Origin of the sequence: Paenibacillus wuxiensis (assembly GCF_040195695.1) — a bacterium.
Taxonomy (GTDB): domain Bacteria; phylum Bacillota; class Bacilli; order Paenibacillales; family Paenibacillaceae; genus Paenibacillus_B; species Paenibacillus_B suaedae.
The window spans coordinates 214,849-240,898 of sequence record NZ_JBEFZI010000005.1 but is presented as its reverse complement, the minus strand read 5'-3'; the positions used below and the strand labels follow the sequence as shown (position 1 = coordinate 240,898).

General features: G+C 48.1%; 23 protein-coding genes, 1 tRNA gene and 1 riboswitch. Of the genes, 15 read left to right on the top strand and 9 right to left on the bottom strand.

The features are described 5' to 3' along the window. Window positions 1-60 precede the first annotated feature (60 nt). Complete coding sequence (locus ABN764_RS12720; protein ID WP_021256264.1) at window positions 61-399, top strand: L,D-transpeptidase; 339 nt, start codon at window positions 61-63, stop codon at window positions 397-399. A 163-nt stretch (window positions 400-562) separates the two neighbouring features. On the opposite strand, the gene ABN764_RS12715 is transcribed toward ABN764_RS12720, so the two are convergent. The 6 genes from ABN764_RS12715 to ABN764_RS12690 form a co-directional block, all read right to left on the bottom strand. Next, complete coding sequence (locus ABN764_RS12715) at window positions 563-1,561, bottom strand: ABC transporter ATP-binding protein (protein ID WP_446672080.1); 999 nt, start codon at window positions 1,559-1,561, stop codon at window positions 563-565. Further along, window positions 1,558-2,565, bottom strand: a complete 1,008-nt coding sequence (locus tag ABN764_RS12710; protein WP_446672079.1) for an ABC transporter ATP-binding protein — start codon at window positions 2,563-2,565, stop codon at window positions 1,558-1,560. The genes ABN764_RS12715 and ABN764_RS12710 overlap by 4 nt, the downstream gene beginning before the upstream one ends. Then, window positions 2,532-3,512: an ABC transporter permease gene (locus ABN764_RS12705; RefSeq protein ID WP_021256267.1), complete on the bottom strand. Its 981-nt coding sequence runs from the start codon at window positions 3,510-3,512 to the stop codon at window positions 2,532-2,534. The genes ABN764_RS12710 and ABN764_RS12705 overlap by 34 nt, the downstream gene beginning before the upstream one ends. Further along, complete coding sequence (locus ABN764_RS12700) at window positions 3,509-4,477, bottom strand: ABC transporter permease (RefSeq protein WP_142545255.1); 969 nt, start codon at window positions 4,475-4,477, stop codon at window positions 3,509-3,511. The genes ABN764_RS12705 and ABN764_RS12700 overlap by 4 nt, the downstream gene beginning before the upstream one ends. Before the next feature lie 116 nt (window positions 4,478-4,593). Next, a complete protein-coding gene (locus tag ABN764_RS12695) occupies window positions 4,594-6,297 on the bottom strand; it encodes a peptide-binding protein (RefSeq protein ID WP_175460771.1) in 1,704 nt (567 codons plus the stop codon). Between the two features lie 296 nt (window positions 6,298-6,593). Then, window positions 6,594-7,355, bottom strand: a complete 762-nt coding sequence (locus tag ABN764_RS12690) for an N-acetylmuramoyl-L-alanine amidase (protein WP_446672078.1) — start codon at window positions 7,353-7,355, stop codon at window positions 6,594-6,596. A gap of 652 nt (window positions 7,356-8,007) precedes the next feature. Here ABN764_RS12690 and ABN764_RS12685 point away from each other — a divergent pair. From ABN764_RS12685 to ABN764_RS12670, 4 genes are all read left to right on the top strand, one after another. After that, window positions 8,008-8,661, top strand: a complete 654-nt coding sequence (locus ABN764_RS12685) for a hypothetical protein (protein WP_174809316.1) — start codon at window positions 8,008-8,010, stop codon at window positions 8,659-8,661. Between the two features lie 109 nt (window positions 8,662-8,770). Further along, the gene (locus ABN764_RS12680) at window positions 8,771-9,400 is read left to right on the top strand and encodes a hypothetical protein (RefSeq protein WP_446672077.1); all 630 of its coding nucleotides are present in this window, start codon (window positions 8,771-8,773) and stop codon (window positions 9,398-9,400) included. Between the two features lie 190 nt (window positions 9,401-9,590). Further along, window positions 9,591-10,217, top strand: a complete 627-nt coding sequence (locus ABN764_RS12675; protein WP_446672076.1) for a DUF1361 domain-containing protein — start codon at window positions 9,591-9,593, stop codon at window positions 10,215-10,217. Further along, window positions 10,207-10,521 carry a hypothetical protein gene (locus tag ABN764_RS12670; protein WP_446672075.1) on the top strand — a complete coding sequence of 105 codons (315 nt, stop codon included), beginning with the start codon at window positions 10,207-10,209 and terminating at the stop codon, window positions 10,519-10,521. Before ABN764_RS12675 ends, ABN764_RS12670 begins: the two co-directional genes overlap by 11 nt. Before the next feature lie 163 nt (window positions 10,522-10,684). On the opposite strand, the gene ABN764_RS12665 is transcribed toward ABN764_RS12670, so the two are convergent. After that, window positions 10,685-10,759: transfer RNA gene (locus ABN764_RS12665), tRNA-Thr, on the bottom strand. Window positions 10,760-10,921: 162 nt separating this feature from the next. Further along, on the bottom strand, window positions 10,922-11,413 hold the full coding sequence (msrC, locus tag ABN764_RS12660) for a free L-methionine (R)-S-oxide reductase MsrC (RefSeq protein ID WP_446672074.1): 492 nt from the start codon (window positions 11,411-11,413) through the stop codon (window positions 10,922-10,924). 159 nt (window positions 11,414-11,572) lie between these two features. Between msrC and ABN764_RS12655 the strand changes: the two genes are divergently transcribed. From ABN764_RS12655 to ABN764_RS12640, 4 genes are all read left to right on the top strand, one after another. Beyond that, window positions 11,573-12,526, top strand: coding sequence for an alpha/beta hydrolase (locus ABN764_RS12655; RefSeq protein WP_446672073.1), 954 nt, complete (start codon window positions 11,573-11,575; stop codon window positions 12,524-12,526). A 106-nt stretch (window positions 12,527-12,632) separates the two neighbouring features. Beyond that, window positions 12,633-13,643 carry an NADPH dehydrogenase NamA gene (gene namA / locus ABN764_RS12650; protein ID WP_021256284.1) on the top strand — a complete coding sequence of 337 codons (1,011 nt, stop codon included), beginning with the start codon at window positions 12,633-12,635 and terminating at the stop codon, window positions 13,641-13,643. Between the two features lie 365 nt (window positions 13,644-14,008). Further along, on the top strand, window positions 14,009-15,034 hold the full coding sequence (locus ABN764_RS12645) for a carbohydrate-binding family 9-like protein (protein WP_446672072.1): 1,026 nt from the start codon (window positions 14,009-14,011) through the stop codon (window positions 15,032-15,034). Window positions 15,035-15,220: 186 nt separating this feature from the next. Continuing rightward, window positions 15,221-17,800: a transglutaminase-like domain-containing protein gene (locus ABN764_RS12640; RefSeq protein ID WP_446672071.1), complete on the top strand. Its 2,580-nt coding sequence runs from the start codon at window positions 15,221-15,223 to the stop codon at window positions 17,798-17,800. Window positions 17,801-18,041: 241 nt separating this feature from the next. Here ABN764_RS12640 and mgtA read toward each other — a convergent pair whose 3' ends face one another. Beyond that, window positions 18,042-20,723, bottom strand: a complete 2,682-nt coding sequence (mgtA, locus tag ABN764_RS12635) for a magnesium-translocating P-type ATPase (protein WP_446672070.1) — start codon at window positions 20,721-20,723, stop codon at window positions 18,042-18,044. Between the two features lie 66 nt (window positions 20,724-20,789). On the opposite strand from mgtA, the gene ABN764_RS12630 reads away from it, so the two are divergent. The 6 genes from ABN764_RS12630 to ABN764_RS12605 all read left to right on the top strand — a co-directional run bounded on the left by ABN764_RS12630 (window position 20,790) and on the right by ABN764_RS12605 (window position 26,045). Beyond that, window positions 20,790-20,981 (top strand): hypothetical protein, encoded by a 192-nt coding sequence (locus ABN764_RS12630; RefSeq protein ID WP_028533527.1) that lies wholly within the window; start codon window positions 20,790-20,792, stop codon window positions 20,979-20,981. Between the two features lie 373 nt (window positions 20,982-21,354). After that, window positions 21,355-21,526, bottom strand: a riboswitch (M-box (ykoK) riboswitch). 167 nt (window positions 21,527-21,693) lie between these two features. Continuing rightward, on the top strand, window positions 21,694-22,422 hold the full coding sequence (locus tag ABN764_RS12625; protein WP_268626539.1) for an amino acid ABC transporter ATP-binding protein: 729 nt from the start codon (window positions 21,694-21,696) through the stop codon (window positions 22,420-22,422). A 31-nt stretch (window positions 22,423-22,453) separates the two neighbouring features. Beyond that, window positions 22,454-23,260 (top strand): glutamate ABC transporter substrate-binding protein, encoded by an 807-nt coding sequence (locus tag ABN764_RS12620; RefSeq protein ID WP_446672069.1) that lies wholly within the window; start codon window positions 22,454-22,456, stop codon window positions 23,258-23,260. 100 nt (window positions 23,261-23,360) lie between these two features. Further along, entirely contained in the window at window positions 23,361-24,032 is a 672-nt protein-coding gene (locus ABN764_RS12615) for an amino acid ABC transporter permease (protein ID WP_021262607.1), read from the top strand. Beyond that, the gene (locus ABN764_RS12610; protein WP_174811501.1) at window positions 24,032-24,682 is read left to right on the top strand and encodes an amino acid ABC transporter permease; all 651 of its coding nucleotides are present in this window, start codon (window positions 24,032-24,034) and stop codon (window positions 24,680-24,682) included. The genes ABN764_RS12615 and ABN764_RS12610 overlap by 1 nt, the downstream gene beginning before the upstream one ends. Window positions 24,683-24,791: 109 nt before the next feature. Next, window positions 24,792-26,045, top strand: coding sequence for an ATP-binding protein (locus ABN764_RS12605; protein ID WP_174811212.1), 1,254 nt, complete (start codon window positions 24,792-24,794; stop codon window positions 26,043-26,045). Window positions 26,046-26,050 lie beyond the last annotated feature (5 nt).

Sequence of the window (26,050 nt, the reverse complement as noted above, 5' to 3'; positions counted from 1 at the left end):
ATTCATTCGATGAACCCCCATTCCTGCTATCGCATATGCTGTTCAAGAGGAGTTGGGCGTATGCCACAATATCGAATTATTGTCGATCTGTCTGATCGCAGGTTATACCTACTGGACGGAGATGTCGTTGTAAGGGAATATCCTGTGGGCGTCGGCAAGATGTTAACCCAAACCCCTACAGGGGAATATACGATCATTAACAAAGAGCCGAACCCGGGCGGCCCATTTGGCGTCTTCTGGATGGGCTTGTCGAAGCCCCATTACGGCATTCACGGAACGAATGATCCTTCCTCCATTGGGCACTACGTATCTCACGGCTGTATCCGCATGTACAATGAGGATGTCCTCCAATTGGCAGCTCTTGTCCCCATCCATACAAGAGTGACCATACGTCCATAACATTGACAGGATTAAATCGAGCATCGAAAAAAGAATAAAGCCTCTTTCCTGCTGCAGAGAATCGTGTTCTCATATCGCAGCAAGAAAGAAGCATTATATAAGTCCCCCACAATGCCATAATAACCACACGGTACATTGGCCCGGCCTTTATGGGTATATTCTATTATGCCAAGATCGATGCTGGAGCTGCTTCCAACGGGAAGTGGCAAGCCACTTGCCGGTCTGAGCCAACCGTCTCCAACTCCGGCGCTACGAGCCGGCACTTCTCTTGAGCGAATGCACATCGTGGATGGAAGCGGCACCCGGAAGGCGGGTTCGCCGGAGATGGCACATCTCCCTGCAGGACAATTCGCTCCTTCTTATAGTGCGGATTCGGTCTAGGAATCGCTGACAACAGTGCCGCGGTATACGGATGCTTAGGATTCGCAAACAAATCTTCTGTGCGAGCCACTTCGACTAACTTGCCAAGGTACATGACCCCGATTCGATCGGAAATATGGCGTACTACATTCAGACCGTGCGCGATAAAGAGGAAGGTCAGTCCCAGTTCCTTCTGCAGCTTCATGAGCAGGTTCAGCACCTGGGATTGAACGGACACATCCAGCGCCGATACGGCTTCATCTGCTACGATAAAGCTCGGATTAAGCGCAATCGACCGAGCTATGCCTATCCGTTGGCGCTGACCACCTGAGAATTCATGCGGATAACGGTTGCGTCGGACTGGATCCAATCCGACCAGTTCCATCAGCTCCACTACACGCTTATCGATTTCACTGGAAGATGCCTTATGGTGCACACGAAGCGGCTCTCCAATAATATCTCGAATGTGTATACGGGGATTCAAGGAACCGAACGGATCTTGGAATATAATCTGCATATCCTGTCGCATCAATCGCAGCTGCTTCGTATTCATCCCTTGTATCTGCTTCCCGTCAAAGAATACAGCACCGCTTGTTGGCTTCTGTAATTGAAGAATAGCTCTACCTAGTGTTGATTTGCCGCAGCCCGATTCGCCGACGAGACCGAACGTTTCCCCTCTAGTAATACTGAAGGTAACATCGTCTACAGCCTTAACATGACCAACCACCCGGTTGAAGAGACCCGTCTTGATCGGGAAATACTTCTTCAGGTTGCGAACTTCAATCAATGATTGATCCATCATGTGCGCTTCACCTCGGATTGTCCGTCATTATCGCTGTCGTATAGCCAACATGCCACCTGATGATTACTTCGAATTTCCACCAGCACAGGCTCGTGATGCCGACATTTCTCCTCCACCTTCGCACAGCGTGGATTGAAGCGGCAGCCCGAAGGCAGGTTGTTGATACTCGGGATTGTTCCTGGAATCGTGTATAACTCCTCGCCTCTTGCTCCTTCCAAACCCGGAATCGAATTCAAGAGACCTACTGTATATGGATGGGAAGGACGATCAAATATTTCTTCAACGCTGCCTTCCTCCACAATTTTTCCGGCATACATAACCGCAATACGATCAGCCATCTCCGCTGCCACGCCCATATCATGGGTAATCAGCACAATCGCCATGCCAAGTTCTTGCTGAAGGCGCTGCAGCAGATCAAGAATTTGCGCCTGAACGGTAACATCCAGCGCAGTGGTCGGCTCATCCGCAATAAGCAGCTCTGGCTTGCACACGAGTGCCATCGCGATAACAACCCGCTGCCGCATACCTCCGGACATCTCGTGCGGGTATTGCTTCGCTCGCATCTCCGGATCCGGAATCCCGACCATGCGCAGCATGTCAATCGCCCGATCCCAACATTCCTTCTTGCTTAGCTTCTGGTGAAGCTGCAAACTTTCTGCAATTTGATCGCCAATCGTAAATACCGGGTTAAGCGCCGACATCGGATCTTGGAAGATCATCGAAATCTTTTCCCCGCGAACGTTGATCATTTCCTTTTGCGATTTGGTTGACAGATCCTCGCCATTAAAACGAATGCTGCCTTCGAAAATAGTTCCTCCTGCATAGTCGATCAATCGCATAATCGAAAGGGAAGCGACACTCTTACCACTGCCGGATTCACCTACAATACAGAGTGTTTTACCTTTCTCCACGCTAAGAGATATCCGATCTGTTGCCTTCGCAATGCCCTGCTCCGTCACAAAGCCTGTGGTCAGATTTTGGACTTCAAGAAGTTTTCCCGCCATTGCTGCACCCTCCTACGTGGAATTTTCTCTTTCTTGCGTGGGTCAAATGCATCACGGATTCCGTCACCAATAAAATTGACCGCCAGCACGACAATAAAAATACATGCTCCTGGATAAAGCGCTTGCGTCGGATCGACAAGCATGAATTGCTGTGCGTTGCTAAGCATCAAACCCCAGCTCGTATCAGGAAGCTGTACCCCTAAACCGAGATAAGATAGTCCTGACTCAGCAAGGATTCCCCCGCCTACCATTAAGGTAGCGTTTACGATAATAGGGGCCGTAGCATTGCGAAGCAAATGCCTGCCGATAATCCCCCAACTGGACACACCGATCGCCCTTGCCGCTTCCACATACTGCATCTCCCGCAGTTGCAGGAATGTTCCTCTTACAAGTCTTGCCGAGCCCATCCAGCTTGTAAAGCTCAGAATCAATATCATGTAGCTGAACTTCGCGCCGAAGATGGCGAGTACCAAGATATTCAGGAACAAGGTTGGAGTAGAGTTCATAACGTCAACAAATCTCATGAAAATCGTATCGATCCAGCCACCGAAATATCCGGAAATCGAGCCGATGATCGTTCCGATGACAACCGAGATAAAGGCAACAGAAAAGCCGACTGATAACGACACTTGACTGCTATAGATAAGCCGTGACAAGATGTCCCTTCCCAATTCATCCGTTCCAAGTGGATGACCAGGAGTGCCCGATGGCAAACTTGACTTCAACATATCGATCGCTGCTGGGTCATACGGGGCAATATATTTGGCAAATACAGCAATGGCGACAAAGAACAATAGGACGATGGCTCCAACCACTGCAAATGGATTGCTCAAAAATTTCTTCCATGCCATTAAGGTCATACTTGTCGGCTTCTCCGACTTATGAGGGCCTGTCCCACGGGTCTTATCCGGTTCGAGCTGAGCATCCTGCAAACTCGCTGTACTCATGCCGACATGCCCCCTTTGCCCAATTGAACGCGCGGATCAACAATGGCATACAGAATGTCCGCTATCAAGTTGCCAATAACGACGATAACCGCTGTAATAAGAGTAATCGCCATAAGAACGGAATACTCGCGTGACACTGCCATATCGACGAACAGCCGCCCCATTCCCGGCCAGTTAAACACACTCTCCGTAATGGTTGCTCCCGCAATGAGAATTGGCAGATCCAAGCCAAGAATTGTGATGATCGGGATGAGTGCATTCCTCAGAGCATGACGGGCAATGACTCTTCTCTCTTTCATTCCCTTCGCTCTCGCTGTTCGAATGTAGTCCTGTCCTAGCACCTCAAGCATACTGGATCGGGAATATTTCACATAAGAAGCCAAGAAACCTAATGTAAGAACCGTTACAGGCAGAATCAGATGCATGAATAAATCCTGAATATCTCCCTCTTTCCCCATCGAATACATGTCGGATAAGGGAAGCCAGTCCAATTTAATAGAAAAATAACTCTGCAAAAGAATACCGAACCAGAAATGCGGCATTGCAAACCCAACATACGAAATAAATGAAGCTGTCTGATCGGATAACCCATACTCCTTCGTACTATTGTATATCCCCCAGGGGATCGCAATGATTAAGGAGAGCAGCCATGCAACGCTCATCAGAACAACCGTATTCTTCACCGTCGGCCAGAGTATATCACCTACTGGGAGATTATTCTTGAAGGTTTTCCCCAAATCACCCTTCAACAGGTCTCCCACCCAGCGAATATATTGGATATGAATCGGCTTGTCCAAGCCGAGATTTTTCGCTTGTATTTTACCCGCTTCCTGAGACAGTCCCGGCGACAGAAAGATTTGCGTCGGACCTCCTGGTGCTGCATGAATGAGTCCAAAGGTAACGATGGAGATCAAAAACAGCACTAAGAGTGACTGTAGTACACGGCGGATCAGATACTCCGTCATAGGAAATCCTCCTAAATCGTATCGTGTGAATTCATGTATTAGCACATCCATATAAAAGAGGAAGGGGCAAGCAACCCCCTCCCCTCATCATGCATATTCAACCTGTGCTTGGTATTTTATTCTACCCACCAGTTGATCATGCGGAACATGTATCCATATGCGAGTCCTGGTTCAGGTCTGTCTTCTTCCGCATATTTCACACGAGGGTTCAAGCCCTGTGGTGTACCATATTGATACATGAATACATAAGGAAGATCCGTTGTGATTTCTTTACCGATCTCTGCGTAAACTTTCTTACGCTCGTTTTGATCAGCGACAGAGTAACCTTTTACCCACAATTGATCGAGTTTTTCGTTTTTATACCAACCCGAATTTTGGTTCGGCGGGAAGAACTTTGAGGAGAGAATGCTTTCTGCGTTCGGATCTGGATCATTTAATGACCATGCCGCCAAAATAGCTTGGAATTTACCCGGTACAATGTTCTGCTCTTGCCAAGCAGCAAAGTCAACGCCTCTCGGCTTCACTTCAATGCCGATATCTTTCAAGTTCTGTTGGATAACAGCAGCAACCTGTTCGCGGCGGCTATTACCTGTATTGTATTGAAGTTCGAAGGAGAACTTGACGCCGTTCTTCTCTAAAATTCCACCTTCAGTGCTAGCCTTCCATCCATCTTCAGCCAGCAGCTTCTTCGCCAATTCCACATCATAGTTATAAACTACTGCAGTTTCGGCTGGATCTGCCCATGAACCTGGCAGGAATGGCGAGTTCATCAACTTACCTGTTCCCTTAAGGATATTGTCGACCATGCCTTGGCGGTTAAGCGCGTGAGCGATCGCTTGTCTTGTCTTCTGTCCAGCAAAGAAGCTTTCTTTATTATCGAAGTTCATTTTGTTAAAGTTGAAGCCCATGTATTCGTAGAGTGGTCCTGGTGCCAAGATGACGTTGAGGTTGTCGCGAGCTTGAACAGCTGCTAGTTGGGTGACTGGAATCGCTGATACAGAGTCGACATCTCCCTTGATGAGAGCTTGCACTTCTGTATTTTGATCTGCGTAGATTTTGTAGATGACTTTCTGGATGTGAGGTTTTTTCGCTCCCCAGTAGTTCGGGTCTGCGTCAAAGCTTAAGTATTGTTTTTGCTTCCATTCAGTCCATTTCCAAGGACCGTTCGTTACAGTCTGCTCTGGTTTGGAACCGTATGGATGCTTCTTCAATTCTGTAATCGGAACATCCTTCAAGATGTGATATGGCACTGGTTTAAGTCTAAGAGAGTAGAGGAATGGGGCAAATACTTGCTTTAACTTGATCTGAACAGTGTGTCCATCGATCTTCGTTACCGATTCAACATGTTCGAATTGGCTAATACCTGGGGAACCTACTTCTGGGTTGCGTACCGTATTAATGGTAAAGATCAAATCATCCGCTGTTACTGGTTGGCCGTCGCTCCATTTGGCTTCTGGCTTCAATTTGACCGTGTAGGTCTTCAAGTCTTCACTGATTTGAGGAGGCTCAGCCGCGAGAGACCAAGGCTCTACGACTACGTTCGCTTGACGGTCAAGATCGTACAGGCTGGAGAAGATCAAGATTTCAGCATCCCCGGATGAAGTATCACTTACGTACAATGGGTTCACCGAAACGATATCCGAGAAGGTACCTAACGTGATTGTACCTCCATCTTTCGGGGTCTGAGCCGTATTCTCCTTCGCTGGCTCTTCCGTTTTCGCTGGTTCGGTATTTTTGGGCTCATCCTTCGGCGGATTCGTCGTTGTGCTTGAACCACCGCACGCTGATAACAGCGATCCCATTAGTACCAAGAGCAGCATAAATGACATCCATTTCTTTTTTGCCACATAATTCCCCTCTCTCATTTTCGATTTTTTTGTGAAGGATATATTTTCCTAAACATTGTATCATTTGAATCAGCCTACAGGTAGTAAAATGATGGAAAATATTTATAATTCGCAATTATATTTTTCATTTTTCTGATAACTTTTTTTAAAAGACTATATAGAAAGAAAAAAGGGGTGACATCCGCCCCTTTACCACTTTACTCCAATAAATTAACCTATGGTACACGAGATACGAACGCAAATCTTCTACGCTCCCCTTCCTTCTTATCCTAGCGCTGGATGCTGACAATTCTCTCTGTTCCATTCCATGTGACGCTGGCCCCTATGGATTCGGCAATTGCTCGAACAGGTACATAGGCACTGCCATTCAGAATGATGCTATTTGGCTGAGAGATATTATTGAGATACGCGACCTTCTTCGTATTGTCCCATCCAACAGAAAGACCCAATGCTGAACCCATATCACGAATCGGACCGTATACGACATTTTCCTTCATTATTCCCTGCGCTGCTTCTTGTCCATTGACTAGAATGCGAATTCCATTCTGAAGTTGCTGTACTTGCCCCTTAATTAAAATAATGAACTGGCTCCAGTACGGGAGAATCTGCGAAGGGCACTGCTTGCCTGACCATTTCTTATGCGGCACAACTTGATCAATCGTAAGCTTATAGCGCAACATCAGTGTTGCCACGAGCCACGCTGCGTTATTCCAAGCCACATCTTGATTCATGCCCGTATACATGCATACCTCAATAGCAATGCTTGTCGTGTTGCCTGGTCCATTGCCATCGCCCGCGTGCCATCCCTGCTCATTCTCACGCAGATGCTGATAAATATCCTTGTCATCCACCGTATAGTGCCATGATGCTTGTCTCCCACCACTTCCATCTAACAAGTAGCGCGCGTGCGATTCCGCTGTTCCGCTTGTATTGTCTGTGTTGTGGATCGTAATCCACTGTGGTGTCATAGGCTTGCTCGGCTTGTTCGGACTGCCATCCGGAATCAGGCGTTGTTGAATGACGATGCTCATGGTTCATCATCTCGCTTCTGCATAATGTGTTGCTCCTAGAAGACTTGCCCTGCATGCTGCGAGAGCTGATCTATCACCAAAAAGCGTTCAAAGGAGTTGAACGCCGCTTGGATCATTGCCGCATATGGATTGTATATAGGAGAATCACCCTAAGTTAGAAGTGCCGTCGCAAATCTTCTATAGTAAAACATACGTAATTTCATAGAAGCTTGACTCTGGCAATTGTCCGGCTGATATAGCTTGTTTTCTCTTGTTATGTATTAGGCTAGTTGTTCACGACATTACTATTTCGGTTCGCAAATTATAATCAATATAAAATTTTCTGCTGATTCTTTCATACATGCGGCTTGTAGCTTGTCCGAGACACATTACAATAAACAGCTTTGAAGTTCTTCTGCTGCTAACGCCAATAAGGCCATTTGTACTAAGGTACACTGCTCACCTATCATCACTCCTTCATAGTAATGTCGAATCGATAGAAAATAGGTTAGAAATTGAATGCATATTCCCAGTTTATAGTGAAATAAACATTAAATAAGTTCGCCCCAGAAATGGAAGATGGTACAATTGACTCATAGAATCGAATAAGTCTAGCGACTTGCTTCGGCGCTACTCTCCCTTTTCAAGGGAATAACGAAAGGAAGATGCACGCTTGAAGAAATTAGCTGTCATTTTACTAATCGCCTCCAGCTTTATGATGCTCACTGCTTGCAGTGGAAAAGACGCAAGTGCTCCGAAAGAATCGGCTGCTGAGCAGCAGAAACTAAAAGAAGAGAATGAAAAATTAAAAGCAGAAGCCGACAAATTAAAAAAAGAAAAGTCCGATAAAGAAGCCGCAGAAAAAAAAGCTGCTGAGGAAGCAGCTCAAGCCGCAGAAACGGAACAATCTGAGGCCAATACAACTTGGAACGTAACCGATGTAGATGCGGAGACAAATGGCAATATAGAGTTTGCAGCGGACTTGCTGCTGACTGGCAAGAAGCTTCCAGCATCCGGGAAAGCTGTACCCGCTAAGGTACATAAGACTCCGTGGGATTATTATGGGAAATTGGTAAAATTCACTGGTGTAGTGAGCTTAGTCACCGATTATCCACCTAGCGACGAAGTTCCTCTTCGTTCGGAGATTATTATTGTCACCGAAGATGAAGTCATTGTTGACTTTTTGAGTCTTGTTCCAAGCGGAGATATCGAAGTTGGCGACGAGGTTACGATTTCTGGGCTAGTAACGGGACGGATGGAAGTTGATAACAAGGTTGGCGGGACGTTCACCCATCTCATAGTAGTCACCAATGAAGTTCCAAAATAATTATAGATCATGATATCGATTTATGCGCCCGTAGCTGTCCTACGGGTTTTTTCCTGTAATCGAAGTCAGTCATCTCACAAAGGAAGTTACATGATAGGAGAAAACAGAAATGGATGATAAGTGGATCCTTGAGCAATCGGAGTCTACAGCCAATGGAAGATTCCTTTCTTCCAGCATTGTAGTTATCTCTATACTTGCAACCTGCTGTGCAATCGCCATATCTATCTACGCATGGGTACAGAGCAATAAAGTCAACGAAGCCACAGAGAAGCTGCAGCAATCCTTCTCTAAATTGCAAGCGGACTATGAGGAACTAAAAAGAGACAGCAGCAAACAGCGATTTACGATCAATCAACTGCAGAACAATCTCTTGTATGCAAATATTCAGCATGACATGGAGGAAAACGTTGTATCCGATCATTTGATATTAGATAAAATCTACTTCGACGATATCGTCTATCGCAAAGGAACGAGCGGCACGACCATAGACGTTCGCACTCAGTCCAAATTTAGCACTAAATATGCGGGGTCTGGGAAGTTCACTCTATCTGATAAAGAATTGAACAATGTTGTAACCACGTTCATGCAAGCAGCGCGAGATCAATATGAGTGGTGTCTGGAAATGTACAGCATGGATGCCGTTGCACCAGATTGGAATGAGCTTACGCATACCATTACGATTAACAACTATGATCTTGGAACCTATCATAATGGTGTGTTTACGCCTGTTAAGAATTGATTTTGCTAAAAGGAAAGCGGTGAACGTTACTCGGTGAGAAGCGTTCATCGCTAAGCAACATGCTTTAGTTCTCCCCCCACTCAGCAATCCAATCTAAGCAACAAGTTTGCTTGCTCGCCGCTAGTTGTCCCCCTCCCTATGCTGCATTATACTGTTATCTAAACCTACTTCCCTATCAAGGAGTCGATACATGAGTAACCGTTCAAAAGCACGTATTGGGTTTTTCCTCTATTTATTCGTACTTCTGTTCTTCGATACGAAGTATTCTTTTATGATTTTGAACATGTTTTTAGCGTTCGCTGCTTTGGAGCTTTCTTTCTTACTGCCGCTATTCAAGGTAAAAAGCAGACGCGAGATTCCTGGAACGATTCTCATATACACCCTTTTTATTCTGATGGCGCCTAATATTCTGTATGTCATTACAGACTTAATCCACTTAAAAATATTCAGATTCAACTATATGGACGGGCTGGCCATTAAAGAATGGTGGAACTTCACCGTGTTGATCGCTGGAGTATTGTTAGCCGTATACTATCACACGCTTATCATCAACCAACTCAATCTTTTATTAGCAACAGTGAAATATAGGAAACTATGCATCGTAGTATTTATGATGCTCTGCAGTCTCGGTATCTATATAGGCAGATTTCTGCGCTTCCATTCTATCCATATCTTCACGGAGCCTTCTTCCGTGATAGGCATGGTGTGGAACTCTATTAACATAAACTCGATGCTGTTCATCCTATGGATGTTCATCCTGCAGATTATTATTTATGTACTGTTTCCCATAAGCAAAGGAGAAGAGCATGGCCACTGATACAGCACTTATTATCATCTGGGCAACCATCATCGCGATCTCTCAACTCTCTATATCCTATCTCCTATATAAATATGAAAGTTCAGTAGGCTGGGGATCAATCGGAATCGTACTATGGTTCGGACTAAATGTGTATCTCTATCAAATAATGAAGTTGGAAAAGAGCGGCGGATTATGGCATGAACGTGTTTCAAGTCAACAACGCAAGACTTTGCGGTCTATCTACTTGCTAGTCGTTGTGCAATGGCTTATGTTATTCAGCGTATTTGGTTGGATGACCTCACCAGGTACAAGTAATTATTAATGCTGTGGCAATGTGACGAGCACATACATTACATGAGTATTTCCCTTTTGAAGCAAAAAGGAATCTGGCGTTGGAGTTGTCGTACAAGAGGGGATTTTGCCCCTAAAAAAGGGAAAAGCGCGATCTCCGATTGCTCGGAAACCGCGCCGTTATCGACATTACATGGTGCTGGAGAAGGGAATTGAACCCCCGACCCACGCATTACGAATGCGTTGCTCTACCCCTGAGCTACACCAGCAAATTTTGTTGACACCAAATATTATAGAGAAGTCAAATTATTGTTTCAACACTAAAATAAATTTACCTATATTTACTATATGGTGCTGTAGAGGTATTCTAGAACGATATTCCTTCCCTTCATGCAGCACCATCTTCTATTTTCCGCATCAAATCGAAACGTCTACAATTGGCTCTCTGCTAAAAGCGCACTGACCAGCTTCTCCAACGCTTCTTGATCCTGTTCATTGAAGCGATCCGTAATCGGGCTATCGATATCCAGTACCCCGATGAGCTTGCCTTCCTTTATCAGTGAGACAACAATTTCGGAGCGTGACGCTGCATCACAGGCAATATGTCCGGGAAATGCATGAACATCCGGCACAATTACTGTACGCTGCTCCTTCGCCGCCGTTCCGCACACGCCGCGGCCAAGCGGAATTCTTACACATGCAGGCAGTCCTTGGAACGGCCCGAGCACAAGCTCCCCTTTCTCCTCATCCATCAAGTAAAATCCAGCCCAGTTAATATCCTTAAGCCCATGCCACAATAGCGCAGCTGCATTGGACAAATTCGCAATGAAATTCGGCTCTCCTGCGATTAATGCGGACAGCTGTCCATTGATAACGGGATAATCCTTGGCTCTATCGCCAGTATATAGTGTCGGTGTGAACATCTATACCGCCTCCCTCAGTCCTATTTGTAATGTATCATACCATAGTGGAATGAATTCCGTGTATGATGCAGTTAGAAAATAACGTAGCTTTCGATTCAAAGCTCTCGATATAATGTAAGAAAAGGGTAACGGAACAAATGCCGATGAGGAGGCAATCTGATGAGAACGAACACCTTTCAATTTATAGATGAAGAACAAGTACGGATTCATGTCTACCACTGGATGCCCGAGGACACAGTTGAGGTTCGAGGCGTGGTACAAATCGCTCATGGGATGACCGAAACAGCGATTCGCTATGAGCGCTTTGCCGAAGAGCTTACGGCTGCAGGTTATATTGTATACGCCAATGATCATCGCGGTCATGGCCTTACAGCAGCAACAGAGCAAGACTTGGGCTATGTTGGCGAGGACGGATTCACGTGGATGGTGCGCAATATGGCGCAGCTCACCAAGATGATTCGAGAGCAGAATGGCGATATTCCACTGTTTCTGTTCGCGCATAGCATGGGCTCTTTCCTCGCTCAGCAATATATAACAGAACATGCGAGCCTGATAGACGGCGTCATCCTATGCGGAAGCAATGGCCCTCGCGGTTCTGAGCTGCTAGCAGGTGTCGGTGTTACGAAGTTGATCGCTTCCATGAAGGGATCTCGCCATCGCAGTACCTTCATCGATAAGATGGCGTTCGGCAGCTTCAATCGCAAATTCAAGCCAGCACGCACACAGGTAGACTGGTTAAGCCGTGATCCGAAGGAAGTCGATAAGTATGTTGCAGATCCTTACTGTGGATTTCTAAGCACGGTCGGATTCTATCGCGACTTCTTCAAGCTGCTGCGCAATATCCATCGTCCCGAGGCCATGAACCGCATTCCGAAGCAGCTGCCTGTGCTGCTTATTGCAGGCGATAAAGATCCGGTAGGCAACTACGGCAAGGGTGTCCGCAAGCTGGCGGATCTATATGGACAACTTGGGCTGGAACAAGTCGAATGCAAGCTCTATGCGGGTGCGCGCCATGAGCTGCTCAATGAAACGAACCGCGACGAGATCACCGCGGATTGCCTGACATGGCTAACGAAGCAAACAAAGCAAGCCTCTAAGCTTGTCAATAAATAAAGGTTCAACAGTCCGTCATTTGTGCCTGCTGTCTGGACGGGCGTATAATAGTCATGAGTGAATGATCAATGATCTAGTTCCAATGGAGATGGAGGGATACTTACACATGTCTCGCTTGTTTGAACCGATAACGATCGGAGGAGTTACAATCCCGAACCGGATTGCTATGTCTCCGATGTGCATGTATGCATGTGATGATGAAGATGGCAAAGTAACGGAATGGCACTTGGTCCATTATGCCTCTCGTGCAGTTGGGCAAGTCGGGCTTATTATCGTGGAAGCGACTGCCGTCACACCAGAAGGTCGTATCAGTGCTCGTGATTTAGGGATTTGGAGCGACGATCAAATTGCGGGCCTTCGCAAGCTTACTGATCTGGTGCATTCCCATGGCAGCAAGATCGCAATCCAGCTTGCCCATGCAGGCCGCAAGGCTACCGTTCCAGGCGCAATTGCTCCATCGGCAATTGCATTTAGTGAGGATTACGCAGTGCCTGAAGAAATGTCGCAGGAGCAGATTCGCCGGACGGTGAAGGCATTCGCAGAAGCCGCTCGTAGAGCGAAGGAAGCAGGCTTCGATATCGTAGAAATCCATGGTGCTCATGGCTACCTGATCAATGAATTCCTCTCCCCGCTTACGAACCAGCGCATGGACATGTATGGTGGAAGCACAGAAGGAAGATATCGCTTCTTAAGCGATGTAATCGATGCAGTGCGCCTCAATTGGGAAGGCCCCGTGTTCGTGCGTATTTCGGCCAATGAGTATGCAGATGGAGGCAACTCTCTGGAAGCTTATATCGACTATGCACGCCGCATGAAGGATCAAGGCGTCAGCCTCGTTGACTGCAGTTCCGGCGCGGTAGTACCGCATCCAATCGATGTATTCCCCGGCTACCAAGTGCCTTATGCGCATGCCATTCGTCAGTCGGCTGGCATAGCTACGGGAGCAGTCGGCCTTATTACCGAGCCAGCTCTAGCAGAAGAGATCGTCCGTAATGACCGTGCGGATCTGGTCCTTCTCGGACGTGAACTGCTGCGTGACCCATACTGGCCGCTGCGGGCCGCACGAGCACTTCGTGCTGAACTGCCTAAGCCGAAGTCTTACGAACGCGCTTGGTAAACCGCAAGATAACATAGATAGTGCCCCGATATAGAAAAGGTGGCATTTTCTAACTCAGCCTGCTGCCTTCTTCATGAAGCAAGCATAAGCAATCGTTGTTACTATGGATAGAAAATATACTCAGTTACGAAGAGGGCATTCTTCATGGATGCTCTCTTTATTTATCTTCAGATACAACAGCAAAACCGACATGTTCGACATTTTGTGATACCGATAACTTTTTTTCGCCGAAAATCGCTTTTCCCTATTGAATATCCGATTATATCCATCTAGTATAAGGATAAGTTTTATCTTCATTGCCATATTTGCGTATTTGTGTGTTCTCCAACACCTACCACATGCATTCATCTAGAGGAGGATGGAAGATGGATAGAAGCGGCGTTCCTGAACCGAATATCGTATTCGAGCCAAAGCATTACATTTGCCACCGCACAGCAGAACCGTTACAGCTTGATGGACGATTGGATAAGCCTTTTTGGGCGAATGCCCCGTGGACAGACGACTTTGTCGATATTGAGGGAGATTTGAAGCCACGGCCGTTCAAGCGCACACGGGTCAAAATGTTATGGGATGACGAGTATTTATACTTCGGTGCCGAAATGGAAGAAGATCAGATATGGGCGACATTGACGGAGCGAGATTCCGTCATTTTCTACGATAATGATTTCGAGATTTTCATTGATCCCGACGGCGACACGCATAACTACTATGAGTTCGAAATGAACGCCTTCAACACGATATGGGACTTGCTGCTGCCGAAGCCATATCGTGATGGCGGTCCGCCTATTAATTCCTGGGATATTCGCGGCATTCGCACTGCCGTTCATATTGATGGCGAAGTGAACAATCCGAATGCAGACAACAAGGGTTGGAGCATTGAAGTGGCCATGCCTTGGAGCGTGCTGAAGGAATGTGCGCCAGAGGGACGCTTGCCGCGTCATGAAGAGTATTGGCGCATTAACTTCTCCCGTGTCGAGTGGCGTGCTGAAGTGCAGCACGGAAAGTACGTGAAGACAATCAATCCGGATACGAACGCCCCTTATCCAGAGTATAACTGGGTATGGAGCCCGCAAGGCATTATTAATATGCATTATCCAGAGCTATGGGGCTTCGTCGTCTTCGCCGAGGCGAATCAGCCAGAACCCATCTTCCAACTTACGCAAGATGAGCTGATCAAGTGGGAGCTGCGTAAGCTCTATTACCGCCAGCGTCAGCATTATGCAGCGCATGGAAATTATGCATCCACCTTGTCGGTGTTAACGAACGAAGAGGTGTGCAGCATTGAACCTGTCATTGAGACAACAAGCGGAACCTTCCTCATGTCTGCCAAGTCACAGGACGGACTGCAGTGGATTCGCATTCAAGAGGATGGGAAGGTGTGGCGCGAATAGGTTTGCTGCTGCAGCATGCATGCTCCAAGCCTTCGGCACATCCGTTCTCTGCATTTCTTGTGGTTATCGATAACATAACCAGTAACTAGTAACCGATGTTCCAATGACCAAGTTCGACCGGACTAACAATCATACATGAACCATCACTGCATCACAGACATTCCACACACGGAGTTGATGAACAAGATGACGAGTACAACTGGCTACGCAGATAGCACATTCCTTCAACAGATCGAAGATAAGTTTCATTATAAACAAGAACTAGCCAAGCACCGTTCAGCAGAGCTGTTCGGTGTATTCAATCAAGAACTGACCGGGGAAGAACGCTTACTCTTGAAATACTTGTACGCCTACATGCCAATTCACGACTTGGCTGACTATAACGGGGATTTCTTCCTAGCTCATGTGCGCCACACTCTAGCAACACGTCAGGCGCTTCCTTGGGGAAAAGACATTCCAGATTACATCTTCATGAACTTTGTCCTCCCCTACCGGGTCAACAATGAGAATATCGACGACAATCGCGAAGTGATTTATCACGAGCTCGTTGATCGCGTGAAGGATAAATCCATGGTTGATGCAATTTTGGAAACGAACTACTGGTGTCATGAGAAAGCAACCTATGTCGGCACGAATCAGCGTACCGTATCTCCACTGACCCTGATGCGTACGGCTCTAGGCCGCTGCGGGGAACAATCGACACTTGCCGTCGCCGCACTGCGCAGTGTCGGCATTCCGGCGCGCCAATGCTACACGCCGCGCTGGGCGCATTGTGATTCGAACCACGCATGGGTGGAAGCTTGGGCTGATGGCACATGGTACTTCCTCGGTGCATGTGAGCCGGAGGGACGCCTGAACGAAGGCTGGTTCAAGGCTCCTTCACGCCGCGCCATGCTTGTGCATACGCGCGTTCCTGCTGATTATAACGGGCCCGAGGAAACGTGTTCCAGCCACCCTTGGTATACCGAGATCAACCTGCTCGGCAATTATGCGCCGCGCAAGACCATTACAATACAAGTCGTGAATGAGAAAGGAGAAGCAACACCGGCCGAAGTTCATTTCCAAATGTACAATTTCGCTGAATTCTACTCTGTTACGACATTGCCAACCGACGCGGATGGACAAGTAGCATTCACAACGGGATATGGCGACCTGCTTATCCACGTACGCAACGAGCAAGGCTACGGCTTCCGCCATATTTCGGTCGGAGATGCGGATATTTTCACAGTAACGCTCCAGTCTGAGCCACCGGAGCACGAAGTATTAGAATTCAATATGGTGCCGCCGCCAGAGATTCCAGACAAGAGTGAAGATCGGATGACAGACGAGGAATGTCAGGCGAACGATAACCGCGTCCAGCACGGTACAGCAACACGCGCCGTATACGAAGCTACATTTATGAATGAAGAACAGGCTGGGGAATTGGCGCGCAAGCTCTCCCTGCCTGCAGATCGTGTATGGACGGTAGTTCGCCATGCACGTGGGAACAGTCATGAAATAGCGTCTTTCCTCGAATCCTGCACACCGGAGCATGGCGAATGGCCGCTGCGACTGCTCGAATCGCTGCACGAGAAGGATACACAAGACACGATGTGCGAGACACTGTGCGATCATTTGGAGGGTGCCCTTCCCTATCTGCAGCAGGTGAAGGATGAAGAGCTATTCGCAACCTATGTGCTCTGTCCGCGTGCCTATTATGAAATGATCAAGCCTTATCGCGCATTCTTCCAAGCCAATCTAACGGCTGAGGAGAAGGCTGCCTATACAGTCAATCCACAGCAGCTGGTTGAGCGCTTGGCCAATGACATAACACTTGAAGGCCGGATCGATCGCTACAATGGCATGATTACGCCAGTCGGCTCATTTCAATTGAAGCTGGCTGACCGCGTAAGCCGGGATGTATGCTTCGTGGCGATCGCGCGCAGCATCGGAATCCCAGCGCGACTTGAGCCGCTGAATACACGTCCGCAATTCTGGATGGATGGCGCGTGGCAAGATGCCCTGTTCCATCAGGATGCCGTCGAGACGCCTATGGAAGCTGCCGCTACTGGTTCCGTCGTATTTACACGAGGAGAAGGAGATCAAGAAGCTGCCTATTACTTGAATTTCACCATTTCTCGATTCGAGAAGGGTAGTTACCGTACCTTGACCTTCCCATATGGGGAAAAAGATATGTACGACAAGCCTTACGAGGTGCCGAGCGGCGACTATCGAATGACAACGGGAACTCGCCTTAGCGACGGAACGGTGCTAGTTCGCCAAACCTTCTTCTCGGTGCAAGAAGGCACATCAACATCGGTGCCTATCGTGTTCCGCAAGGAAGAGATTCATGTTCCGGTACTCGGTACAGTGACGGCAAATCAGTGGGAACTCATGACCGCGAAGGCGGATCTCAATATTCCCGAGCAAGGAATCGTCCTTGCATGGCTCGATCCAGAACGGGAGCCATCCAAGCACCTCGCACGAGAATTGCGCGAGCTCAAGGCAGAGCTCGATCAATGGGGAGGCCGGATTGCGCTTATGGTAGAAACGCAGCGCAATCGCGGCGAATTCAGGCTTGAGGGCATGCCGGAGCATACAACATACAGCGTGGATGAAGATGGAGGGGCTCTGCAAGCTCTGCTTCCTTCCTTGCCGGAATGGAACGGGCAAGAATACCCGCTCGTTGTTGTCGTGGATCATCAGCACCGCATCCGTTACCAGCTCCAAGGCTACAAGCTTGGCACGGGATCGGATATCGTGAAGACCGTAAACAATATGCAGTAATGTTACAGCGTTAGACGAAGTGAATAGAGGGCTATCGCATAAATGGTTAGCTAGCGTTAGCTGTTAGTCTGATAGCCTCCCTTGTAGAAATCGTAGATGGTATGATGTCAGATCGAGTTCGAGCATTGAAGCTGCTGAACTCGATCTGTTTGCTTTTATCGAAAAGGATAGCAAGGTTCGAGATTGAATCGATAATTGAATTGCAGCCAGTTCTTACAGTCAATCCTTACATTCTCGATCCTTACAACCAGTCATTAAAGCGGCGGATATACCATTTCTTGACGGACTGCGTCAAAATGCAGTAACCGAGCAGAATAGCAGCCAGCCAAGGGAAATACGACAATGGCAGCGGCACTAGGCCAATCCCTTCTCCGAACTCGGAGAACGGAATCATAATGCCTGCCAGCATAATGAGCCCCGTCAGCAGCATGACAGGAAGGCTCGCCCGACTCTGGATAAATGGTACCTTCTCCGTACGGATCATATGCACGATCAAGGTTTGCGACAGCAGCCCCTCAATGAACCAACCGGAATGGAATAGGGCTTGATCTGCAGGTGAATTCGCAGCGAAGACGAACATCATCAATCCATAAGTGAGGAAGTCGAAGATTGAACTTGTTGGCCCAATGAACAGCATGAAGCGGCCAATCGACTTCGCGTCCCACGTACGCGGCTTCTTCAAGAACTCTTTATCCATGTTGTCCCACGGAATCGACAGCTGCGACACATCATAGAACAGGTTCTGCACGAGCAGATGCAGCGGCAGCATCGGCAGAAACGGCAGGAACAAGCTCGCGCCGAGTACACTGAACACGTTGCCGAAGTTCGAGCTGGCCGTCATCTTGATGTACTTGATCATGTTGCCGAACGTGCGGCGACCTTCGATGATCCCCTTCTCCAGCACCATAAGGGACTTTTCGAGCAGAATAATATCTGCCGACTCCTTCGCAATATCCACCGCAGTATCAACCGATATGCCAATATCTGCTTCCTTCAAAGAGATTGCATCGTTAATGCCGTCCCCCATAAATCCGACCGTATGCCCCTTCGCCTGCAGGGCACGAACGATCCGTGCCTTCTGCATCGGATTCAGCTTCGCGAATACCGTCGTCTTGTCAGCCAGCTCCGCAAGCGCCGTATCGCTCAACTCATCAATTTCCTTGCCTAGCACAATACGACCTGTGTCGATGCCCACATCGCGGCACACCTTGCGCGTCACCGCATCGTTATCTCCAGTCAGCACCTTCACAGCTACCCCATGCTCAAGCAGCGCTGCAATTGCAGGGGCCGCACTATCCTTCGGCGGATCGAGGAAGCCGATATAGCCAGCGAATACAAGCCCTTGCTCATCAGCAGCACTGTAGGATTCACGGGAACTTCCATCATGCAGAACTTTCATCGCTACACCAATGACGCGAAGCCCATCTTCGTTCATTTCATTCGCTTTGCGCAGCAACTGCTGCTTCATATCCTGCTCCAAGCCAACGACCTGTTTGCCATCTAGCATGGAATCACTGATTGAGAGCATTTCCTCCATTGCGCCTTTGCAGATCAGAACATGTTCCCCTTGCTTTCTAGACAAGACCACAGACATCCGTCTGCGATTGAAGTCGAATGGAATCTCGTCAACCTTCGTATAATCCAGATCCAGACCTGCAAGGCCTTGCTCTTCTGCCCGCTCTACGACCGCATGGTCGAGCAGATTGCGGAGCCCTGTCTGATATCGGCTGTTCAAGTACGCGTACCGAAGCACTTGTTCACTTTCTTCCCCATGGATGTTCAAATGCTTCTCCAGTATAATTTTGTCCTGCGTCAAGGTTCCTGTCTTATCCGTGCACAGCACATTCATCGCGCCCAAGTTCTGAATCGCATTAAGCCGCTTCACGACTACCTTCTGGCGCGACATCGCCATCGCACCCTTCGCCAGATTCGACGTCACGATGACGGGCAGCATTTCCGGCGTTAATCCTACAGCGACTGACAATCCGAAGAACAGCGCATCCCACCAGTCGCCCTTCGAGAATCCGTTGATAAAAAAGATAATCGGCACCATCACCAGCATAAAGCGAATAAGTACGAAGCTGACACTGTTGATGCCGCGCTCGAAGCTCGTCATGGGCCGTGCTCCGACCAAGCTGTGCGCCATCGCGCCGAAGTACGTTTGCGAGCCTGTCGCAATGACAACTGCTGTCGCGGATCCGCTGACAACCGTCGTCCCCATGTACGCCATATTATCTAGCTCCAACGCCTGCTTAGCTGTCTTAATCGCCTTAATGCGGCGCTGTTCAGGCAGGACCCCAATATCCCGCTTCTCTACCGGCATCGCTTCTCCCGTCAGCGCCGACTCCATAACAAGCAAGTCCTTGGCAGACAGAAGGCGTATATCTGCAGGAATGAGATCGCCTGCCGCGAGCCTTATCATATCCCCAGGAACGAGCTGCTCCATATCAATCTCACGGCTCTGCCCGCCGCGAATAACTGCGGCTGTCGTCTTCACCATCGCCTTCAGCTTCTCCGCTGTGCGCAAAGAGCGGAATTCCTGCGTGAACGTAATGATAATGCTTATCGTGACCATTGTCGAAATAATAATAACGGCCTCTGTATCATCCGTAAGCACCGAGAATACGTCCAGACCGAGCAGAACAAGAATGAATGGATTCTTGAAGCATCGTAGCAGCTGAATGTACCAAGCAGGCGGCTTCTCATACGCAACCTGATTAGGGCCGTACTCCTCCAAGCGGCGCATTGCCTCCATCTCGTCCAAGCCGTACGGCTTCGTCTTCAACTCTTCCAGCACATCATCGACATGAGACTCCGATGCCTCGATGAGACGCTGTTCCAGCCTCGCATTTTCCTTATCTGCATCTCTGCGCGACACATATTTAGGCCATTTACGTTTAGTTTGATTAACCTTCATTTCCATAGTGAATTCCTCCTTCTCATGCACCAAAGTACGCAAAAAGACCTCCCTGCCTACAGGGAGGTCTGCATGACCCGAACCTTCATTTCCTTGCTGTCTGCATGCGCATACTTCTTCCGCACAAGAGGGGAAATTCCTCATCTTTTCACGGATGTCACTCGCTTGTGGATATGGTTCATACCAGCAGACCTCGACTATCCAAAGTCTGAATACTCCATGTACAAACGCACATACGAGTACCCTGCTGCCGATATGACATGATCTTCGATCACCAATCAAAGCTGTCATTCTCCACAAGTATATAGCCGGTTACGGTCGGGCTGAACGAATTTCATCGCGGAGCAACGGAAGTGCAGTACTTCTGAATGGCACTTCCATTTCCTCACATGACGAAATAAGCCATCCCATGTATCGGTGTCGGCAAGTGAATAACGCATAGGAAAGCAAGGAGAATCAAGGTTCTCCCGTTCCAAGGTTTCACAAAGCTATGCAATTGTGTCTTCGGACTCGGGCTTCCGTCCATGCGTAATCACCGCCTTTTCCTGTCTAATTGATTCATCATACGAAAAAAACCCTTCGGCTCGCCGAAGGGTTACGCATGCGCAAATAAAGAACTGGGATATTGCCTATCCCGTTCCAGCCCTCCTCGTCGAGCTTCAGCACTATACAACGTAAAGGGATTCATTCCCTTAGCCACCTTAAGAAGAGCCTTAATCCGACAATTCCTGTTCTACCCATGGGCATCTCTCGATATTTCTGGGCAGTGGCCTCTGTTCGTATAGGAGCCTCACCTAACAAAGCTTGTTTGTTTTTCCTCATACAATGTATTACGGCACTTCTCATTTGTCAACCGCATAACTCAAAAAAATATTCTACACTCATGCTGTAGGATTCCGTCGTTTTCAGTTGTTTTTCCATTACGCTGTGTGCTATACCGCATCCGAATCCATAGATCGGCGAAAGGAGGAGGCCCATGATACATTTCCACCAAATCAATAAGCATTACGGCAGCTTTCATGTGCTTAAGGACATTAATTTATCGATCAAGCAAGGGGAAGTCGTTGTCGTCATCGGCCCAAGCGGTTCGGGGAAAAGCACGATGGTTCGCTGCATTAACCGACTCGAAACGATTACCGACGGCGAGCTCATTGTCGACGGGATACGCGTAAACGACAAGTCTACTGACATTAATCGACTGCGGCGCAATATCGGCATGGTCTTCCAGCACTTCAACCTGTATCCGCATAAAACGGTGCTACAAAATATTACACTCGCCCCGATAAAGGTAGCAGGCATGTCTAAGCAAGAAGCAGAGGAAGCAGCAAGACTGTATTTGGACAAAGTTGGCATTGCTGATAAGGCGAACGCCTACCCTTCTCAGCTGTCTGGTGGTCAGCAGCAGCGTGTTGCCATTGCGCGAGGACTCGCGATGAAGCCCAAAATTATGCTGTTCGATGAGCCTACATCGGCACTCGATCCTGAGACTATCGGAGAAGTACTCGACGTTATGAGGACGCTTGCGAAGGAAGGCATGACGATGGTCGTCGTTACCCATGAGATGGGCTTCGCCAAGGAAGTAGCAGATCGCATCGTGTTCATGGATCAGGGAAGGATTGTCGAAGAAGCAGAGCCTGTTTCCTTTTTTACAAAACCGCGCGAAGAGCGTGCCCAGCTATTCCTTAGCCGGATACTGAATCACTAAATGATAAGCGATGAAAAGGAGTGTATATCCCATGAAACGTTGGATGAAATTGATGAGCATGACAATTGTAGCCGCCTTTATTGTAAGCGCTTTATCCGCTTGCGGCAATCAAGCCTCTGAAGGAGAAAACGCCCTTGCAAAAATCAAAAATCGGGGCAAAATTATTGCCGGCGTAAAGTATGACCTGAACCTATTTGGACTGAAAGACCCTGCCACCGGAAAAGTGCAAGGCTTGGACATTGATATTGCGAAACAAATTGCCAAAAAGGTGCTGGGCAATGAGGATGCGATCGAGTTCATGGAGGTGACATCGAAGACACGGATTCCGATGCTCAAAAATGGCGACATAGACTTCATTATCGCAACCATGACGATAACCGACGAGCGCAAAAAAGAGATTGATTTCTCGGATGTATATTTTACAGCTGGCCAGTCCCTGCTTGTCCCTGCTGACAGCCCCATTAACTCCATTAAGGATTTGACCAATGATTCCAAGGTACTCACAGCCAAAGGCTCTACATCCGCCAAAAACATTCGCGAATCTGCACCTGACGCGCAAATTCTGGAGTTTGAAAATTATGCAGAAGCATTTACAGCCTTGAAGGCTAAGCAGGGCAATGCGTTGACGACTGACAACGCCCTGCTGTATGGAATGGCTCAGCAGGACAGCAACTTCCGTGTCTTAGATGAGACATTTACAGAGGAGCCTTATGGCATCGGCATTCGCAAGGGAGAAGTAGAACTAGTTAAAGCCGTGAACGACACCCTGAAAGAGCTGAAGGAGAACGGTGAATACGACAAAATATACGAGAAATGGATCGGCAAAAAGCCAAACTAACAGACCGTCATGTCCGTACGGATTCCGGTGAGGGGATAAGCGCTGGCCGCTCATCCCCTCTTTCGGGTTCATCCAGCCTATCAACGAGGGAGGAACATTGATGTTTATCAACTTTTCGATTCTGAGCGAGCATCTGGATCGCTACTTGATCGGGCTGGGAGGCACGCTGGCTGCCAGCCTGATTTCACTCGTGGCAAGCTTTATCCTAGGTGCAATCATCGCGGTATTTCGCATCACACCCGTCAAGCCGCTTCAATGGCTTGGTACGATCTATGTTGAATTTATTCGCAACATCCCACTGATGCTCATTGCCTTTTTTACGCTGGTCGGGCTTCCGCTCGTAATTGGCACCGTCCTTATCCCATTTGTGGCGGGTCTTACCGCCTTGACCGTGTATACTTCTGCTTTCATCGCGGAAGTGATTCGTGCTGGAATTCAAGCAATCCCCAAAGGACAGATGGAGGCTGCTCGATCTTCTGGACTGACCTATACGCAAGCAATGTGGCATGTCATCCTGCCGCAGGCCGTCAAGTTGGTTATTCCGCCACTCGGCAACCAATTTTTGAACTTGGTCAAAAACTCGTCCATCTTCACTGTTCTATCCGCTACAGACATCATGTATCAAGCTGATTTAATCAATTCCGATACATTCGACACGTTTAGCACCTATATTTTTGCCGCGATGTTTTATTTGGTGCTGACGATTCCACTCAGCTTCGGTATTCGTTATTTGGAACTTAAATATCAAGGTGTGAAGGGAGTCGAAGCATAATGGATTTCATTGGAGCGTTGTCCCCTGTTAATATGCAGTTTTTACTGCAAGGCGCCATTATCACCTTAGAAGTCGCCATAGTGTCCATTATCATTAGCTTTATCATCAGCGTCATAGTCGGAACCGTTCGATATGCCCAAGTCCCCATTCTAGGCAAGCTATTTGCCATCGTGGTGGAGATCATTCGTAACCTGCCCCTATTGCTGATCATCTTCTTTACGTATTTTGCCCTGCCGCAGATCGGTATTAAGCTTGATAAATTTACAGCGGCCATAGTCGCTCTTGTTATTTTTGAATCGGCCATGATTTCTGAAATCGTGCGGGGTGGGTTGAACTCAGTTGAAAAAGGACTCCTCGAAGCAGGACGCTCATCCGGGCTGACAATGACTCAGACGCTAAGGCATATTGTTCTTCCCATCGCGCTTCGGCGAATGGTTCCGCCCATCGTCAGCCAATTTATCTCGCTATTGAAGGATACCTCACTCGCCGTCGTCATTGCCCTGCCGGAATTGATGAACCATGTGCAGATCATTAATGGGCAAAATATCAATTACGTCATTCCAACATTCTTGTTTGCCGCCCTGCTCTATTGCATAGTTAATTACTTGTTATCCCTCGCCTCACGCAGGCTGGAGCACAAACATTCCTGAATATGGATAATTCTACAAGACAACATACCCTCTTTTCCGGTACGATAAGAAGAGGCATCAGCATACACGTGCAGTATCGGAGCTTGCGGAAAGGAGTGTTCATATTCGATTGCGTGACCAGAGGCTGCTTATTTGGAGCATCATATTATTGTCCACAGGGCTGCTCGGTGAGATGAAAATCACCCCATTCGGCGGTGATTTTCGCTTTTCGCTCGGCATCATGGCCTTCTTTTTCGGGTTGCTGTGGTTCTCAGTTCCCGTGCTTGCCACGGGTATCTCAGTAGGGGCATTCGTTGTAGTATTCCGGATCGCGCTTGGATTGCTGCTCTATGATATCCCCATTCCTCTTGGATTTGCACAGCACATGCCTGTATTTTTTTACTACGTCACCTTCGCCGCCATCATCTCCCTGCTCAAATTGAAAGCGAATGTGGAATATCATGTGAAGGTCGCGATATACGGCGCACTTGCCGATATGGCATCCAATGGTGTGGAACTGCTCGTTCGCATTGCCTCGGGCACTCCGTCCAACATGAGCTATCAGGAATACCTGCTCATCATTCTCGTTGGCCTGCTGCGCAGCTTCTTCGCCGTAGGTCTGTGCAATATGCTGGCCATTCGACAAGTTCGGGCACAGGCAGAACAGCGTCGTCTGGAATTGGAACGTCTCATGATGATCAATTCCGATCTGTTCGAAGAAGCGTTCTATTTACGCAAGTCCATGTCACATATTGAAGAAATTACGCGCGAAAGCTATCGGCTGTATCAATCGCTCAAGCAGCGGCTCTATGCAGATGCAGCACAAGCATTGCAGATTGCCAAGCATGTACATGAGCTGAAGAAAGACTCCGAGCGCATTCTGTCCGGCCTATTCAAAATCATTCATCAGGAACGCATGCTCTCCAAACGCATTCAGATTGCCGAATTATGCGCCATGGTCGTACGGGCGAATACCAACTACGGCCTGCTGCTCGGGAAGCAGATCCATTTACATTCCAGCTGCAACATGAATCTCTCTACCACCGAGATCTATCCGCTTCTCTCTGTGTTGAACAACATTGCATCCAATGCTGTTGAAGCGATACCACAGGAAGGTCGAATCGATTTGCAGGTTGATTTGCATGACGGGCTCCTCTTGTTCTCTATCATCGATGACGGGCCTGGCATCTCGGCAGACGATATTGAACTGATCTTCCATCCCGGATATACAACTAAATTCGATGCTGAGGGTAACTCTTCAACAGGCATTGGCTTATCGCATGCCACTGACATCGTCCAGCTATTCAAGGGCGACATTGACGTAACCAGCACTCCCGGACATACATGTTTTCAAATTCGGATTCCTGTAGAGCATTTAACTTGAGAGGA